The sequence below is a fragment of the Alteromonas sp. 07-89-2 genome (genome assembly GCF_013113925.1).
GTDB classification, from domain to species: Bacteria; Pseudomonadota; Gammaproteobacteria; order Enterobacterales; family Alteromonadaceae; genus Alteromonas; species Alteromonas macleodii.
This window is the reverse complement of sequence record NZ_VTYM01000017.1, coordinates 15,304-31,508: the sequence shown is the minus strand read 5'-3', so window position 1 is coordinate 31,508 and position 16,205 is coordinate 15,304. Positions and strand designations below refer to the sequence as shown.

14 protein-coding genes and 1 pseudogene are annotated in these 16,205 nt (G+C 44.3%); 9 read left to right on the top strand and 6 right to left on the bottom strand.

Translation table 11 applies throughout. From position 1 onward, the window contains the following. The first annotated feature begins 199 nt into the window (after nt 1-199). Together F0261_RS12495 and F0261_RS12490 are read left to right on the top strand one after the other, a co-directional pair. Complete coding sequence (locus F0261_RS12495) at nt 200-1,654, top strand: undecaprenyl-phosphate glucose phosphotransferase (RefSeq protein ID WP_014949101.1); 1,455 nt, start codon at nt 200-202, stop codon at nt 1,652-1,654. 65 nt (nt 1,655-1,719) lie between these two features. Beyond that, nucleotides 1,720-1,970 (top strand): annotated as a pseudogene (locus tag F0261_RS12490) (cupin domain-containing protein); the annotation flags it as partial. A 290-nt stretch (nt 1,971-2,260) separates the two neighbouring features. On the opposite strand, the gene rplT reads toward F0261_RS12490, so the two are convergent. The 4 genes from rplT to thrS form a co-directional block, all read right to left on the bottom strand. Then, entirely contained in the window at nt 2,261-2,617 is a 357-nt protein-coding gene (gene rplT, locus F0261_RS12485; RefSeq protein ID WP_012518092.1) for a 50S ribosomal protein L20, read from the bottom strand. 18 nt (nt 2,618-2,635) lie between these two features. Continuing rightward, nucleotides 2,636-2,833: a 50S ribosomal protein L35 gene (rpmI, locus tag F0261_RS12480; protein WP_012518091.1), complete on the bottom strand. Its 198-nt coding sequence runs from the start codon at nt 2,831-2,833 to the stop codon at nt 2,636-2,638. A 118-nt stretch (nt 2,834-2,951) separates the two neighbouring features. Continuing rightward, on the bottom strand, nt 2,952-3,491 hold the full coding sequence (gene infC / locus F0261_RS12475; RefSeq protein ID WP_171338159.1) for a translation initiation factor IF-3: 540 nt from the start codon (nt 3,489-3,491) through the stop codon (nt 2,952-2,954). A gap of 112 nt (nt 3,492-3,603) precedes the next feature. Continuing rightward, nucleotides 3,604-5,520 (bottom strand): threonine--tRNA ligase, encoded by a 1,917-nt coding sequence (thrS, locus tag F0261_RS12470; RefSeq protein WP_171338113.1) that lies wholly within the window; start codon nt 5,518-5,520, stop codon nt 3,604-3,606. Nucleotides 5,521-5,967: 447 nt separating this feature from the next. On the opposite strand from thrS, the gene F0261_RS12465 reads away from it, so the two are divergent. The 3 genes from F0261_RS12465 to F0261_RS12455 all read left to right on the top strand — a co-directional run bounded on the left by F0261_RS12465 (nt 5,968) and on the right by F0261_RS12455 (nt 8,902). Further along, complete coding sequence (locus F0261_RS12465) at nt 5,968-6,852, top strand: fructosamine kinase family protein (protein WP_171338112.1); 885 nt, start codon at nt 5,968-5,970, stop codon at nt 6,850-6,852. A 122-nt stretch (nt 6,853-6,974) separates the two neighbouring features. Next, on the top strand, nt 6,975-7,724 hold the full coding sequence (locus F0261_RS12460) for a pteridine reductase (RefSeq protein ID WP_171338111.1): 750 nt from the start codon (nt 6,975-6,977) through the stop codon (nt 7,722-7,724). Continuing rightward, nucleotides 7,721-8,902 (top strand): DUF3080 family protein, encoded by a 1,182-nt coding sequence (locus F0261_RS12455; RefSeq protein ID WP_171338110.1) that lies wholly within the window; start codon nt 7,721-7,723, stop codon nt 8,900-8,902. The genes F0261_RS12460 and F0261_RS12455 overlap by 4 nt, the downstream gene beginning before the upstream one ends. Before the next feature lie 153 nt (nt 8,903-9,055). On the opposite strand, the gene F0261_RS12450 is transcribed toward F0261_RS12455, so the two are convergent. Together F0261_RS12450 and F0261_RS12445 are read right to left on the bottom strand one after the other, a co-directional pair. Next, the gene (locus tag F0261_RS12450) at nt 9,056-10,306 is read right to left on the bottom strand and encodes a mechanosensitive ion channel family protein (protein ID WP_171338109.1); all 1,251 of its coding nucleotides are present in this window, start codon (nt 10,304-10,306) and stop codon (nt 9,056-9,058) included. 47 nt (nt 10,307-10,353) lie between these two features. Then, a complete protein-coding gene (locus tag F0261_RS12445; protein WP_014976215.1) occupies nt 10,354-10,980 on the bottom strand; it encodes a CPBP family intramembrane glutamic endopeptidase in 627 nt (208 codons plus the stop codon). A 426-nt stretch (nt 10,981-11,406) separates the two neighbouring features. On the opposite strand from F0261_RS12445, the gene F0261_RS12440 reads away from it, so the two are divergent. From F0261_RS12440 to F0261_RS12425, 4 genes are all read left to right on the top strand, one after another. Continuing rightward, a complete protein-coding gene (locus F0261_RS12440; RefSeq protein WP_171338108.1) occupies nt 11,407-12,240 on the top strand; it encodes a MurR/RpiR family transcriptional regulator in 834 nt (277 codons plus the stop codon). Nucleotides 12,241-12,440: 200 nt separating this feature from the next. Beyond that, nucleotides 12,441-13,004: a DUF924 family protein gene (locus F0261_RS12435; RefSeq protein WP_171338107.1), complete on the top strand. Its 564-nt coding sequence runs from the start codon at nt 12,441-12,443 to the stop codon at nt 13,002-13,004. Nucleotides 13,005-13,174: 170 nt separating this feature from the next. Beyond that, nucleotides 13,175-14,440 (top strand): amidase, encoded by a 1,266-nt coding sequence (locus tag F0261_RS12430; protein ID WP_171338106.1) that lies wholly within the window; start codon nt 13,175-13,177, stop codon nt 14,438-14,440. Nucleotides 14,441-14,609: 169 nt separating this feature from the next. Next, a complete protein-coding gene (locus F0261_RS12425) occupies nt 14,610-16,187 on the top strand; it encodes a gamma-glutamyltransferase family protein (RefSeq protein WP_171338105.1) in 1,578 nt (525 codons plus the stop codon). Nucleotides 16,188-16,205: the final 18 nt, after the last annotated feature.

The following is a 16,205-nucleotide window of genomic DNA, read 5'->3' as shown; positions in this document are numbered from 1 at the left end:
AGCGTTAGACGTGAAAAATTTCAACGCGAATATAATCAGCACGTTGTGATTAATCATCTTCCGCGCTTAAAAGTGGGCACAGTATTTGCCTAACTTCCATAAGTTGTCTTCGCTATTCTTCTTAATTCATGGCTTAGCTTGTTTTTGTTGTCGTTAGCTTTGGCTACAGGCTTCACTTTTTCACTTAGAGATTACTTAAATGGACAATAGAGTAGAATCTAACAAAGCACTTAAAGCTCACCCGGTTGAGTCTAATACTAATGGTGGTTTGGTAGTCAGGAACCAAAGTGGTTTTTCAACCATTTACAGACTCATTGATCTTTCGCTGGTAACGATTTTGTATTATTCGGCAGCAGCGTATTACGGTACCCAGATAGATACCACCAGCTTAATTCTTCTTTTTGTAAACGTTATTTGCTTTCAAATTTCTGCCGAAGGCGTTGAGTTATATCGGTCGTGGCGTGGGCACAGAACGCCTGAAATGCTAAGAGCGGCTGCAATCACATGGACATTGAGCGTTCTCGGTACCATGTCAATGGGGTACTTTTTCGTTCAAGAAATAAAAACGCCACCACCTGCAATATTGCTTTGGTTTGCATCTTCATTTGTCGTTTTGATTCTGTGGCGCTTTATTATGCGCAAGTTTCTCTTCCGCATTCGCAAAAGCGGCTTGAACACACGCCGTTCTATTATCATTGGTGCTACTCATTTAGGCGCGAATGTTGCTCTTCAGATACAACAGAACGAACATTTAGGTATTCGCTTTAACGGTATTTATGATGACCGTGAAGCAGAACGTCTCCCTCATGAGATGCAGGGCGCTGTGCTGGGCAACATTGAAGAAGCCATTGAAATGGCCAAGCGCAACGAAGTTGATTACATCTACATAGCATTGCCAATGAGTGCAGAAAATCGCATTCGTGCAATTCTTGAACAGTGCAGCGATACCACTGCTAACGTTTATGTAATTCCGAACTTCTTTATGTACAACTTGCTAAACGCTCGCTGGCAAACCGTGGGCAATGTACAGGCACTAAGTGTATATGACACCCCATTCCAAGGCGCCAGTGACGTATTGAAGCGGTTTGAAGATGTTGTATTAAGCAGTCTGATATTAATGTTGATATCCGTTCCCATGTTAGCAATTGCGGCAGCAGTTAAGCTCACATCTAAAGGGCCAGTCATTTTCAAACAAAAGCGTTACGGATTAGATGGTAAACAAATTACGGTTTACAAATTCCGGTCTATGACTACGCAAGACAACGGAGCAGTTGTTAAGCAAGCAACGAAAAACGACGCGCGTTTAACCAAAATAGGGGGTTTCTTAAGGCGCACATCGTTAGATGAACTACCTCAGTTTATCAATGTTCTGCAGGGTCGCATGTCAATTGTAGGCCCTCGCCCGCACGCGGTTGCTCACAATGAGGAATATCGTAAGATCATCACAGGTTACATGCTGCGACATAAAGTTAAGCCTGGTATTACAGGTTGGGCACAAGTGAATGGTTTGCGCGGTGAAACGGAAACCACGAACAAGATGGTACAGCGTGTAGAGTACGATTTAGACTATATACACCGCTGGTCTATTTGGTTCGATATTAAAATTGTATTCATGACTGTATTTAATGGATTTATTAACAAAAACGCATATTAGAGACTAGTGTGCAACGATTTGAAAAGGCGACTCTCACAGTGTCGCTTTTTTTGTGTCTGAAATACACCATCAAAATGCACCACCACCGCGCTGAGCATTGGATTGTGGTATCGGGCAGTGCCAATGTGACTATTGATGACAATACTCAATTAGTAACAGAAAACGAATCTGTCTATATCCCAATCGGTGCAGTACACGCATTAGAAAACCCCGGAAAAATCCCGCTAGAGCTTATAGAGGTGCAATCGGGCGCATACCTTGGGAAGATGATATAGTTAGGTTTTCAGACCGCTATGGGCGTGTAGAGAAAAAATAATAGCACTAAGTGCTAAGTTGCGAATATAAGCAGAGCTTCGGCTCTGCTTTTTTGTGTTTAAAATTCCACATGTAGAAGCCCCCCTACTCTTTTGTTATTTGCGCATGAAAACCTAGAGTAAAGCTAGAGAAGGCGCGCTTTTCTACAGATATTTGATAAATGGATGTAAGAAGGGCGTGTTAAACAATGGACTAAATAAGGTTAAAATAAAGTCTGAACCCCAAAAACGAAAAAAGGCGAGCATCCTGCTCGCCTTTTTCCGAAAGAACTTAAACTTAATTAGTTAATAATTAAGCTAATGCGCCTTTAGCCGCTTCGACTAATGCGCTGAAAGCTGCTTTGTCATGTACTGCGATGTCGGCAAGGATCTTACGATCGATTTCAACAGACGCTTTCTTCAAACCGTTAATGAAACGGCTGTATGACATACCATTTTGACGAGCAGCAGCATTGATACGTGCAATCCATAGTTGACGGAATTGACGCTTGCGCTGACGACGGTCACGGTAAGCATATTGACCAGCTTTAGTTACAGCTTGTACCGCTACGCGATATACACGTGAACGTGCACCGTAATAACCTTTTGCCTGCTTGAGGACTTTTTTGTGACGAGCACGTGCGATAGTGCCGCGTTTTACTCTAGCCATTAATCAGTCTCCTAAGTCTTATACGTAAGGCAACATGCGCTGAACCAATTTGGTATCAGAGTCATGAACCAGTTTTTTGCCACGAAGGTGACGTTTACGCTTAGAGCTCTTCTTAGTCAGAATGTGACGTAAGTGAGACTGTTTGCTTTTAAAGCGGCCAGAACCCGTTTTCTTAAAACGTTTGGCGGCACCGCTTACAGTTTTCATTTTAGGCATTGCTAAAACTCCGCATTGTTTAATATCGGTATTTTTCGTGTTGCAGTCACTTCATACCGGTTAATGTTTAGCAGCAAGGTGTTTAAGGGTGCAGATTCCTTAAAACTTTAGACCGTTACTACTTCTTATTTGGGGCTAGCACCATGATCATCTGACGGCCTTCCACACGACGTGGGAAAGACTCGCATGTAGCGATATCTTCTAAATCGGTTTTAACGCGGTTTAGTAGATCGATACCGATGTCTTGGTGCGCCATTTCACGACCGCGGAAGCGGATCGTAACTTTGGCTTTATCACCACCTTCAAGAAAGCGACGCAGGTTGCGCAGTTTGACCTGGTAATCGCCTTCATCAGTGCCAGGGCGAAATTTAATCTCCTTGACCTGAATTTGCTTCTGTTTTTTCTTCTGCTCTTTTTGAGCTTTACTTTTTTCGAAGAGGAATTTGCCATAGTCCATAACTTTACAGACTGGCGGCTCGGCATTCGGACTGATTTCTACTAGATCTAGGCTCGCTTCTTCAGCGGCACGCGTAGCATCTGCTAGCGAAACCACACCAACCTGTTCACCGTCTTTGCCAATTAATCTTACTTCTCTGGCTTTAATCTCATCGTTAATGCGGGCTTTGTCGCCCTGAGCCTTGTTGTTAGCGCCTTTAATGTGCTATTCCTCCAAACATTTAATTCTTTTGTCTGCTTCTGGGATGGTCGATTGACCTAAAGTAAAACCAAAAGCAGACACCTTAATTGTGTATTATACACAATTTGCTCAACTACTTAATCGTCTTTTCAACAACTTCTTGTTGAGCCATGGCAATAAAGTCTTCCAGGCGCATTTTGCCTAGGTCGTCACCGCGACGAGAGCGTACTGCTACTTCGCCCGCTTCCATTTCTTTATCGCCCACAACTAGCATATACGGAATACGCTTCAAAGTGTGCTCGCGGATTTTAAAGCCGATCTTCTCATTTCGCAAGTCAGACTTTGCTCTAAAACCTAATTCTTGCAGTTTTTTTACACAATCTGAGGCATATTCAGCTTGTTTGTCGGTAATATTCATTACCACAACCTGCTGAGGTGCCAACCAGAGTGGGAAGAAACCTGCAAATTCTTCGGTCAAAATTCCAATAAAGCGTTCTAGTGAACCCAAAATAGCGCGGTGAATCATAACCGGCACTTTGCGTTCGCCATCTTCCGCTACATAAGTAGAGCCCAAGCGACCTGGCATTGAGAAATCTAGCTGTACGGTTCCGCACTGCCATGCACGGTCTAAGCAATCGTGCAGTGTAAACTCAATTTTCGGTCCGTAGAACGCACCTTCTCCAGGCTGATAATCGAACTCGATGTCATTAGCTTTAAGTGCATCTGCAAGTGCAGCTTCTGATTTGTCCCAAATCTCGTCAGCACCTACGCGCTTTTCTGGGCGAGTAGACAACTTAACTTTGATGTTTTCGAAACCAAACGCAGCGTATGTCTCGTACACCATCTTAATACAGCCACTCACCTCTTCTAGGATCTGTTCTTCAGTACAGAAAATGTGAGCATCGTCTTGCGTAAAGCCACGAACACGCATTAAACCGTGTAGTGCGCCCGATGGTTCGTTACGGTGACAGCAGCCAAACTCAGCCATACGAAGAGGCAGGTCGCGGTACGACTTCAAACCTTGGTTGAAAATCTGTACGTGACCTGGGCAGTTCATCGGCTTAACAGCATATTCACGCTTTTCAGATTCTGTAGTGAACATGTTTTCAGCGTACTTGTCCCAGTGACCTGATTTTTCCCAAAGCGAGCGGTCCATCATTAATGGGCCTTTAACTTCGTCATAATCGTATTCACGAAGCTTCTTACGCACGTAGCTTTCTAGCTCGGTGTAAATTGACCAACCGTCGTTGTGCCAAAACACCATACCCGGCGCTTCTTCTTGCCAATGGAAAAGGTTAAGTGCCTTACCAATTTTACGGTGGTCGCGCTTTTCAGCTTCTTCTAAGCGCTGTAGGTAAGATTTAAGCTGCTTCTTATCTGCCCACGCAGTACCGTAAATACGCTGAAGCATTTTGTTGTCGCTATCGCCACGCCAGTAAGCACCTGCCACTTTCATCAGTTTGAAGTGATGGCAGAACTTCATGTTTGGCACATGAGGTCCACGACACATGTCTGTGTATTCTTCGTGGTGATAAAGTGCTGGGCGGTCGTCCTTGCTGATGTTCTCATCAAGAATTTCCATTTTGTAGCTTTCGCCGCGTGCTTCAAATGCATCGCGCGCTTCTTGCCAGCTCACTTTGTTTTTAACCACGTTGTAATTGGTTTTAGCCAGTTCAAGCATACGCTTTTCTAGTTTGGCTAAATCTTCCTGGGTTAGGCTTTCTTCCATATCAACATCGTAGTAGAAACCGTTGTCGATAACTGGGCCGATAGCCATTTTAGTGTTAGGCCAAAGTTGTTTGATAGCGTGACCTAACAAGTGCGCGCAACTGTGACGAAGAATTTCTAATCCTTCATCGTCTTTTGCAGTAATAATTTGAAGTTGTGCGTCCGCGTCAATCGTATCAACGGCGTCAACTAACTCACCGTTTACTTTTCCTGCAATGGTTGCTTTGGCTAAACCAGGGCCAATATCATTTGCAACATCTAGTACAGAAACAGCGTTATCGAAAGCGCGTTGGCTTCCATCAGGAAGGGTAATTACAGGCATTTTAATTCCTTTACAGTGGTGACGCCTACTCTGCGCCACATGCATATTTTTGAAAATTTAATCGTGCTTTATAGCACTCGAAACTTGCTTTATTTGAAGCGACTAAAGTACAGCATAAAAATACAGCGCATTGATACTGCAAAACTGTATACGTGTCGAACTTACTGAGTTTTCTCAGTATTAAAGCAAGTTGTGGATTATAACCAGTGTAGGGGCAACTTCAATATCGAAAAGCCTTTATTGGCTAATTTGTGAAGGTTTGATTTCGTTTAGGGAGATTTTGAGTAGGAATTTATGCATTTCACCGTTTTTATCCCATACTTTAGTGTAAGGCGATAAAGGTTGCTGGACTGGCTCTTCGCTGGTGTTCTAGTGTGCCATAGGAAAGAAGTCACTCAACACTCCAATCGCCTTGAAAAAAGCATTAAAACAAGCAGAGCGTTCAATATGTGGCATTTTATCAGCGAGCATATTTCAGATGAAACCCAGCAGTTTTTTAGCTGCCAAAAAGCCGAACAAGTAAGTGGCGGAGATACACACGAAAGTTACATCATAAAAGATACGACCCATCGCTACTTTGTTAAAACCCGCAAATATGATGATACTCAGCAATTATCTCATGAAGCCGAAGGACTTGCGGCCATCGCTAACACGCAAACCATTGTTACCCCGCGAGTCATTTGCCATGGAATTACAGCCAATGAAACGCCTAATATGGAATATTTGGTACTTTCTCACGTTCGATTTATTGAACCTACTGATAATGACTATTTCATTTTAGGGCAGCAACTCGCTGCACTTCATGCGGTTAACGCCTACACCAGCTATGGATGGCCGCATGACAATTACATTGGTGCGAGTGTACAAACCAATGGAAGAATGGCGTCTTGGGCTGACTTTTTTGCAGAAAAACGGATTGGTAGCATGTTAGAACGCTTGGCATCAATTGGTACATGGAAAAGCGGAGATGGCAATATAGACGATATTGTTACTAGAGTAAGACATCTCTTGAGCTTACATCAACCCCACCCTTCACTACTTCATGGCGATTTGTGGGCGGGCAATGCAGGCTTTAATAAAAAAGGACCGGTGTTATTTGACCCCGCTGTGTATGTTGGTGATGCGGAAACTGACCTTGCCATGGCCGAATTGTTTGGTGGCTTTCCCCAATCATTCTTTGAGGGTTACCATCAACACACCCCAATTGAAAAAAATTACCGATTAAGAAAACCAATTTACCAGCTTTACCATATTTTAAATCACGGGTTATTATTCGGCGCGCATTACATTACGCAAGCCAAACAAATAATAGATGACATTTACAAGCATTGATGTGACAAACAAATTCGCTTGCATTTGTTGCCCATCAGCCGTTTTACCTGCGGATTCAGAAAGAAAGCACCGCAAACTGTAAATATATATAAGTCGATTTAAAATAGAGAGTAGCTTTTATTATGACAAACTCAGGCCCTGTAGCACTCATTACCGGGGCAGCAAAGCGAATTGGCGCCGCCATGGCGTGTCAGCTTCATAGCGAAGGCTATCGCGTTATTATCCATTATGGGCATTCTAAAGACGAGGCACTTGCACTGGCTGAAAAGCTAAATAGTCTGCGGGAGGACTCTGCTACCTGTCTCCAAGCCAACCTTTGTAATTCAGGCGAAGTAAGTGCACTTGGGCAGCGAGCATTAGGCATTTGGGGTCAGATAAACCTTTTAGTAAATAATGCTTCTAGTTTTTACCCCACTCCGGTGGGCGAAATTTCAGAAGACGACTGGGTATCTCTGATAGGCAGTAACGTGAAGGGCCCATTGTTTTTGTCACAAGCATTGGCACCAGCATTAGCGGTAAGTAAAGGCTGCATTATCAATATGGTCGACATGCATATCGACCGTCCACTCCCCAAACACAGTGTTTACCTCATTGCTAAATCCGGTCTTGCCTCACTAACCCAATCGTTAGCTATAGACTTAGCCCCCAACGTTCGCGTAAATGGTATTGCGCCAGGGGCAATTTTGTGGCCAGAACGGGAAATGGACGAGAACGAAAAAGACAAACTGATATCGAGTATTCCACTGGGTGAACTAGGTACACCAAATGATATTGCTAAAACATTGTCGTTCTTGGCATCGGCCCCTTACATCACTGGACAAATCATTTATGTCGATGGCGGGCGCGGACTTCATACTGGTGCCTCCGCGTGAATGTTTCTGAAGTGAAACCATGGCTCCCAAAAGTTTCGCAACTAAGAAACGCTTGCCGCGCTGGTGTCATCAGCGTTGCCATGTTTGCTTTGCTAGGCTGTTTTGGCGGAAGCACCGTAAAGCAAAGCATTGACGATTACGCCGCACGACTCTCGCGTGTACTCGATACGCCCCTCCCCGATTCGTTTAACGATAAGATTACCACCCCGCTTCCCAAACTTGCTGACTCCGCCACGCTTAAACACACTATTGAGGGCGTGAGTATAAACTTGCGTGAGTTTTATGCGTTGCAAGATTGTGAGTTAGGCACAGTGGTTGCCGAACGCAATACGTCGCTAGGAAAAAGTCAGCTGCCATCACAGCGGCTTGTTTATGAGAGCAAGCTGCTTAATGTACTCAAAAGCTGTGAAGCAGCGCTCACGAAAGAAAACGAGTCTAACCAGAGAAACGCGGCACTGGCAGCAACCATCGCATCGTGGCGTGAACAAAAGACACAAGACTACAGTAAAACGTGGGCAAACCTAGTCCAAGGGAGCCAAGAGTTGCGTCTGGCGCTTAACACACCTGAACGTCTTTTCTCAGTTGAGAATAATAAAGACGCACTTTCTAGCGTAAACGCGCTTTATTACATCAACAGCTTAAGTAACAAAGAATTGCTCTTGAGCGATATGTATTCTTCCAATACAGCATCGAGCGATACAGAAACAGAGGCTACGAATGAAAATAATAGTGAGAGTATTGTTGAGAGCAGCGAGCTTGAACAACAGTTAAAAATTATACGCTCAGCCAGGTTACCCGCTACACTTTGGCATACACAACAAACCTTAACGCAAAACCTGTCATTGCTTACGAATATGCTTGAAACCGAGCTTGATGCTGTAAGCTGCCCAGAAGGCCGCGCCAGTGACAAAGCAAAAATATTGCGTAATGTATTCTATCTTTTTTTTATTGAGGAAATACAACCTGTAGGAAGTTTGGTAAATCAATACCATTACAAACTAGCGCCATTATGGGAAGACTGGCTTGCGCAGCCGTCGCTGCACGAGGAGTTCAAACGCTACATCAGGCAACAGTCACAAGACGGATTCAATCAATACAGCAGCGCCATGAAAGCGCATGTCAACTTATGGCAAGGGTTCCTTGGTAGATGTAATCTATCGCCCGTCGCGCCGGTTTAATAGCGCGACGAGCAAATCCACCAGCCCAGCTTTTACTTAACATCTCCTCACCTCTGGCTAGCTGTGCTGCAGCACGTTCAATATGTTCGGTTCCCTTCTAGATTTGAAAAGAGGGCAAATTACAGATTCCAGTAATCCTTCACATAACAAATGTTAAAGAATATTTTCTCCTGCTTCCGGATCTCTCGAATTCCGGGCCTGCTCTCGTATCTCATGGGCTTCGGAAGACACATCATCATTGATTTTCGATTCTTGTGGGCGCGAATTTCCAGCCCCTTTAGCACTTGACCTTTCGTTTCGATTTTCTGTGGCTCCACTATTCTTTTCGCTATCCAAGCTTTTTACTTTCTTTTGGCCTGTAGTTATTTCACTTAACTCATTTGCTTCATTTTCAGAAGGACTAGCGCTTGAAGCGTCTTTCTCGGAAGCGTGGTAAATATGCATACCCTCAGGGAAAATGCGCTCTCTCGCATCATCAGGCATACTGATATTCGCCTCTAAGAAGGCTTGGGTGATTTTACGCATCAGCACCGATGCCATTTTTAGTACACTCGTTTTCTCTACATCCACCCAAAAATAAACCTTGATGTTGTAGGTCGAGGGGCCTAATTCGTCGATGAGAATTTGCGGTTCAGGGTCGGTTAACACGTTGTCTTGTGCTGACGTAATTTCCTGTGCAATTTGCTGCGCCTGTTGTATGTCAGCATCGTAGCCAACGCCAATAACAAACTGACCACGCATTAGCGGGTTGGCCGTAAGGTTTTTGATTACCCCTTTGTAAATAGTCGCGTTAGGTATTTGAATATGGTTGCCGTCAAAATCCACCAGTGTAGTCGCACGTGCCGTAACTTTCTGAATGATGCCGGTGAAATCGTTGATTTGTACGATATCGCCTATTCTAAAGGGGCGTTGAATAGTAAGCAGTAGGCTTGAAATAAAGTTCTCGGCGATGTCGCGAAAGGCGAAACCAAGAATAAGCCCTACCACACCTGTACCACTCACCACCGCGATTGCAAATCCGGTGAGGCCAGCTAAGAACAAAAATAGATAAATACCGAGTAAAATTAAGACTAAGCTGACACTTCTTTGAATGACTGAGCGCAGCAGTGGAGATGTGGTCGTACGGGTTAACGGTTTAACTAAAACCTTTGCAATATGCGGCGCTAAAAGGATAAACGCCGCCATGATAACTAAACCTAGCGCCAACCCCGGTAATCGATAAACAAAGTTCTCCCAAAGCTGAGAGAGTAGCGACTGTGCACTTGATAAACTGCTTATTGCGCCACCTTCGTCACTTTGTTGAAGCAAAGTTTGTATAAAAAGTTCGCTGTCGGTTTGCGGGAAAGAAAGCCCCGCTCGCTTATTTAAAATAGAGGGTTGTAATATTTGTTGCGCACTGAACATCACCTCACTCCTTGGCGTTCATGTGTTTCGATTTTTAATACAAATAACTACGACGCGATAACTAAATAAGATCCCAGCCCGATGGTAAATAAAAAACTGCCCCATATAGCGTGTTCTATAACCACCACGGGCGTCGAATTAGTTTGCATATACCGATAACCGAAAATGCCACCACCAATCCAAGAAATGACTACAGCAATCCAGTTACCGTACACTAAGTGGGCTAAACCAAATAAAAAAGTACTTAAGGCCCACCTTGCATATTTCGAAGGCAGTATTCGCTTGTAACGGTGAAAAAAGTACGTTCGAAAAATGATCTCTTGCGGGATGACCGACACTAACGGATAAATCAATAATGTAGCTACCCACATCCATGGCTGGTTCATAGGCCAATGTAGGAACAATTCCGGTTTAAAAAAGTAAACTACCAGCGCCAGTAAACTCGCCCAAGGCAAAAATAACCTTAGCGTACTTTTTAAATGCGTGCGATAGTCTTCCCAATGCCACAATTTAATGCGTTTAAATTGCTTATCTGCTAACAAGATAGCTAAACAACAAAGTCCCATAACACCTAAAATAGGCATGAGATAATTTGCAAAATGCTTTATCCAGTAGAGAACGGCAAAGGGAATCACCACAAAGAGCAAGATCAATTCAGACCACAGCTTTGCCACAACTCACCTCTTTCTCTCAATCATGCTAGGTTCGCTGATCGATTCCCCAAATGTCTTTACTAACTAGAATCGATGCTAAACCAACAAGATAATTACCAACCGATGACACTTTTGTGAATTTTTACAGTTTATGTCTATGAAAGTGTAGTGCCAATTTGCAAAGCATGAGTGATTAATTAAGTGCTACTTTAGCCCTATGCTTTGCTGCGCATTCGTAACTCTCTATATAGATAAGATTTTTTAAGAGCAGTGGAAACTTGTGAGCGTTTTTTAGTAATAAGCAACAACGCTTATTATAGTGTTCTACTTCAATAGTCGGCTTCGAAAAACCTATTTTGAAGTACGTGAACGCGTTGAATTCAGGTAGTGTTTGTATATCGCACAAAAGTCGTGAAATAATTGCATAAGATGTATAAGGCGATACCAATGACAAAAAATAGCCCTAGCGACGTTTTACAGCAAATTGAAAACCACTATGCCTCTTTGTCCCCTTCGGGCAAGGCTATTGCGCATTATATTCAGCAGAATCCTATCGCAGTATTAAGTCAATCTACATCTTTAATTGCAGAAAAAACGGGGACGTCAAAGGCCACAGTCAGTCGCTTCTTTCGCCAGCTGGGTTTTGACTCGCACCAGCAAGCTAAAGAGGCGCTTGTTCAGCTACGTGAGCAAGGCGTGCCTGTTGTAAGCCCTTCAAGTGGTGTACTTCAGCATGAGAATGATAGTAAGAATTTGGCCAATACATTTGAAAGCACTTCCTCAGAGGCGTTAACAGATATTGCTAAATTGCTGGCATCAGCTGGCCAGGTCACCTTGATTGGTTTTAGAAACGCCTACCCCATTGCACTTCATTTTAGGCAGCAACTCAAACAAATTCGTGCGTCGGTCCGTGTGCTTCCTCAGCCCGGTCAAACACTTAGTGAAGATATTATCGATTTAACCGAAAATGATCTTGTCGTACTTTTTGGTTTTCGTCGTAGAACCCGACAATTCAAGTTTGTTTTAAATAGCATTAAACACTGTAAAACCGTATTAATTACCGATCCAACGGGCCAAGGATATCGTCACGATGTCGACCACCTGCTGGTAACCCACATTGGCAGTGACTCGCCTTTTGATAGTTACGCGGCTCCAATGAGCCTAGTTGCATCACTGTGTAACCTTACCTACGAATTATTAGGAAGCCAGGCCGCAGACCGCGTCGACGCGATTACTGACATCTACATTCAAATGGATGAGCTAGAAAGTCCAAAGCGTTAACCCTTCCCACAGAACACTTTTTAAGCAATACTATAAAGAGAGCGGATAGCAGATAATTGTTATTTTGCAAGCGTAAAGGGAACTAAAGCGCTTAAAAATGGGTATAAGTATTAATTCACAACGCTTAATTTGGGTTTTAATGCATAAAAACGTACCTGTTAATTTAATTTCACTGCTAAAAGCGTGTAGTTGGAGTTGATATGGATAAAACGCAAGTAGTCATGGAAGAAGCTAACGGTGTGCTCGACTTTTGGTTTGGAGAACTCTCCCCAGAGCAATGGTTTAAGGAAGATGCAGCACTAGATAAAACGATCACTTCGCGATTTTCAAAGTTGCGTGCAGCAGCCATAAAGGGCGAGTTGTGGCCTTGGCGAGCGACGGCTACCGGTCGTCTTGCCGAAATAATTCTTCTCGATCAATTCTCGCGAAATATTCATCGCAATGACAAAGATGCATACAGTGCAGACAGCATGGCTTTGGTTCTTGCGCAAGAAGCGGTAAGTGTTGAAGCCGATAAGGTACTAACACCGCAGCAGCGCGCGTTTCTGTATATGCCGTTTATGCATAGTGAATCACTCGCAATCCACGACGTCGCATTGGAACTATTTTCACAAGAAGGCCTTGAAAGAGAATTCACCTTTGAAAAGCGCCATCAACAGATAATTGAAATGTTTGGCCGCTACCCTCACCGCAACCGAATTTTAGGGCGCGAGTCGACACCAGAAGAAGTTGCATTCCTGAAGAAAAATCCCCAAGGTTTCTAGCAACTTACTTAGTTTTTTTATCGATTTACTCAGCGCTTTTCCAATTATGCATAACGTACTTACTAAAGTGTCCAATGAAGTAACGTTCGTTTCTCTTGACTTTTTAATGAAACAGTTGTTTCATTAATCTAAAGACGAATAAAGAAACAATAACGAATAAGTAACGCGCTGTGAGCTCTCCTTTTGTACTGAAGCCCTGTGATGCCAAGTTCACACAGGCAATTAAAAACCTAGAAATCGCATTCAGTCTTGACGGTAGTGTTAAAGATTACGCATTTTCGGCGTCAGGAAAAGCGCTGAATCAGGCAAAAAGTCAAAGTAAATTGCCGCTTAGCGGACTAGGTCTGGCAGTAAAAGATTTGTTTCACATTGAAGGGTTGCCAACCGCAGCAGGAAATCCTGATTGGTTAGCCACACACTCGATTCCGAAAAACACAAATCGCTGCGTAGCAAAGATGCTTCAAGCGGGTGCCGCGTTCAAAGGCAAAACCATCACTGATGAACTTGCCTACAGCTTACACGGGCAGAATAAGCACTACGAAACACTGGTAAATCCAGTGGCACCAGCTCATATACCTGGTGGTTCTTCGTCAGGTTCAGCGGTGGCCGTTAGCGCGCACCTTGCCGACATAGGGCTAGGCACCGACACCGGCGGGTCTATTCGCGTACCGTCTAGCTATCAAGGGTTATGGGGGCTTCGCACCACGCACGGCGTTGTGGCCTGCGACAATATGGTGGCACTTGCCCCGTCGTTTGATACCGTGGGCTGGATGACACGCGACTTAAACACGCTGACTAAGGTTGCCAATGTCTGCATAGATAGCGCAACACAAAGTGAAATATCAGGTTCGCCTCGATTTGGCATAGCAGCGCATTTATTTGAGCAGGCCGCTCACAAATCGCTGTGCAAAACATGGCTTGCAGCGCTGGCTGATAACAACGACTGTATTGTATTGTCAGAGACACAGCTAGATTTAAAAACCTTACAAACTGCCGCTACCTTTCGTACCTTACAGGGCAATGAAATATGGCAGCAACATGGCGAATGGATTGAATACACTCAACCCGATATCGCCAAAGATATAATGTTGCGCTTGAATTGGTGTAAAACCATACCAACGCAAGAAGTAGAGCAAGCTAAAGCGCAACAATCTGTGGTAATCAATCATTTAAACACGCTGTTTGAAGAAATAGATGTATTGATTATTCCCACGACACCTGGTGTAGCACCTCGATGTGATGCCGATGAAACAACGCTGGCAAATGATAGAAATGCTCTGCTCGCACTCACGGCGATAGCTGGGCTTGCGGGATTACCCCAACTTCATTTGCCGTTGTTTACCCTACACAACGCCCCATGCGGATTGTCGCTAGTGGGCAAAAAAGGCAACGATCTTGCACTTCTCGCGTTAGCAAAAAAGCTAACCACTCGCTAAACGTGTAAAGCGCGCCTGTTTTTTTTAAGTTGCACTTAAATAAAGCATTAGCGCCCTATCGCATTCAAGTTGAAACTAGAAAGCGGAAGTAAGACCTAAGCGCCCGTCATTTTGCCTGATTTGGGTTTAACCTGACTGTGCGGTTGCCGAGTTTTTGAAGGAATTAAAAATGAGTGAAAAACCAAATATAGCGTTTACTGCCCCTCACTTTGCGGCATCGCAAGTGGGCTTAAACATATTAGAAAAAGGCGGCACCGCTATTGAAGCTATGGTAGCTGCTGCAGCATCTATCGCGGTTGAATACCCTCACATGAATGGCATGGGCGGTGATGGATTTTGGCTAATCAGTGAACCTGGTAAAAAGCCGATTGGCATTGATGCATCTGGCGTAGCAGCAAAGGGCGCGACACCTTCTTTCTACGAGGATAGCGATGCCATACCTAGTCGAGGCGGAAAGTCAGCATTAACCATGGCAGGCGCAGTTGCTGGTTGGCAAGCCGCGCTTGAAATAAGTCACAAATGGCAAAGCGGTTTACCGTTGAGCACACTGTTCGATACGGCGATTAGTCAAGCTAACTGGGGGATTGAAGTTACCCAGAGCTTGGTAGATGCCAGCAACAAAACCTTTGACGAGCTAAGTGCGGATGAAAATTTCGCTCAGTTTTTGATTAAGGGGAAAGCCCTTAAAAAAGGTAAAATTTTAAAGCTAACAAAGCTCTCTGAAACTTTGAAGCATTTAGCAGAAAAAGGGTTAGATGATTTTTATCACGGTGAGTTAGCTTCACAGCTGGCTGAAGATTTAGAAGCCGCCGGCTCTCCTATTCGTCTTGAAGATTTCAATAATTACAAAGCGACAATTGTTGAGCCATTGTCAGTATCCACCAGCAAAGGCAAGCTTTATAACTTGCCCGCGCCCACACAAGGTGTGGCGTCACTCATTATTTTAGCCTTGTACGACAAAGTTCAGCATTTAGGCTGCACCGATGCTGACATGGTGCATTTACTTATTGAATGCACGAAACAAGCCTTCATTGCACGTAACGCGAACGTAACCGACCCATCTCGTACGCCTGTTAGTCTTCAAAGCCTTTTAAGTGATGATGTGATTGATGAAATGGTGAAGAACATTTCTTTAGATAAAGCACTTCCTTGGCCGCACGAAGCCAAGCACGGCGATACTATTTGGATGGGTTGCTGCGATTCTGAAGGCCGAATGGTGAGCTACATACAGTCACTTTACTGGGAGTTCGGCTCGGGCGTAGTGAGTCCGCAAACAGGCATTGTTTGGAACAACCGTGGCACTTCGTTTTCACTCGATCCAAACAGTAACCAATATTTGGCCCCAGGCTTGAAACCATTTCACACACTTAACCCCGCTTTCGCTGAGCTTGTTGACGGTCGACGCATGAGTTACGGCACCATGGGTGGTGAAGGTCAGCCTCAAACCCAAGCGGCGCTGTTTGCTCGTCATGTCTACCACGGCCAACCTATCGCCAAAGCTATTTCCCTAGGCCGTTGGTTACTTGGTAGAACATGGGGCGATCAGAGTCACAACTTAAAAGCAGAGCGTGACTTAGTTGAGTATGTGGGGGAAAGCTTACTGGCACGGGGCCACGATATGGTGACGGTTGATCCTTGCAACGAACTCATGGGTCATGCTGGTGCAATCATTCGCGACACAGAAGGTACGGTGAGTGGCGCAAGCGACCCAAGAAGTGACGGCAAAGCCTACCTTGGACATCGCTAGTTTATTCGCAGTGGCTAA

Bases quoted from the DNA above. Each gene is read 5' to 3' on its own strand.
- rpmI (WP_012518091.1), bottom strand. From the start codon at position 2,833: ATGCCTAAAATGAAAACTGTAAGCGGTGCCGCCAAACGTTTTAAGAAA.
- F0261_RS12425 (WP_171338105.1), top strand. From the start codon at position 14,610: ATGAGTGAAAAACCAAATATAGCGTTTACTGCCCCTCACTTTGCGGCA.
- F0261_RS12435 (WP_171338107.1), top strand. From the start codon at position 12,441: ATGGATAAAACGCAAGTAGTCATGGAAGAAGCTAACGGTGTGCTCGAC.
- F0261_RS12440 (WP_171338108.1), top strand. From the start codon at position 11,407: ATGACAAAAAATAGCCCTAGCGACGTTTTACAGCAAATTGAAAACCAC.
- F0261_RS12495 (WP_014949101.1), top strand. From the start codon at position 200: ATGGACAATAGAGTAGAATCTAACAAAGCACTTAAAGCTCACCCGGTT.
- rplT (WP_012518092.1), bottom strand. From the start codon at position 2,617: ATGGCTAGAGTAAAACGCGGCACTATCGCACGTGCTCGTCACAAAAAA.
- F0261_RS12460 (WP_171338111.1), top strand. From the start codon at position 6,975: ATGACAAACTCAGGCCCTGTAGCACTCATTACCGGGGCAGCAAAGCGA.
- thrS (WP_171338113.1), bottom strand. From the start codon at position 5,520: ATGCCTGTAATTACCCTTCCTGATGGAAGCCAACGCGCTTTCGATAAC.
- F0261_RS12450 (WP_171338109.1), bottom strand. From the start codon at position 10,306: ATGTTCAGTGCGCAACAAATATTACAACCCTCTATTTTAAATAAGCGA.
- F0261_RS12465 (WP_171338112.1), top strand. From the start codon at position 5,968: ATGTGGCATTTTATCAGCGAGCATATTTCAGATGAAACCCAGCAGTTT.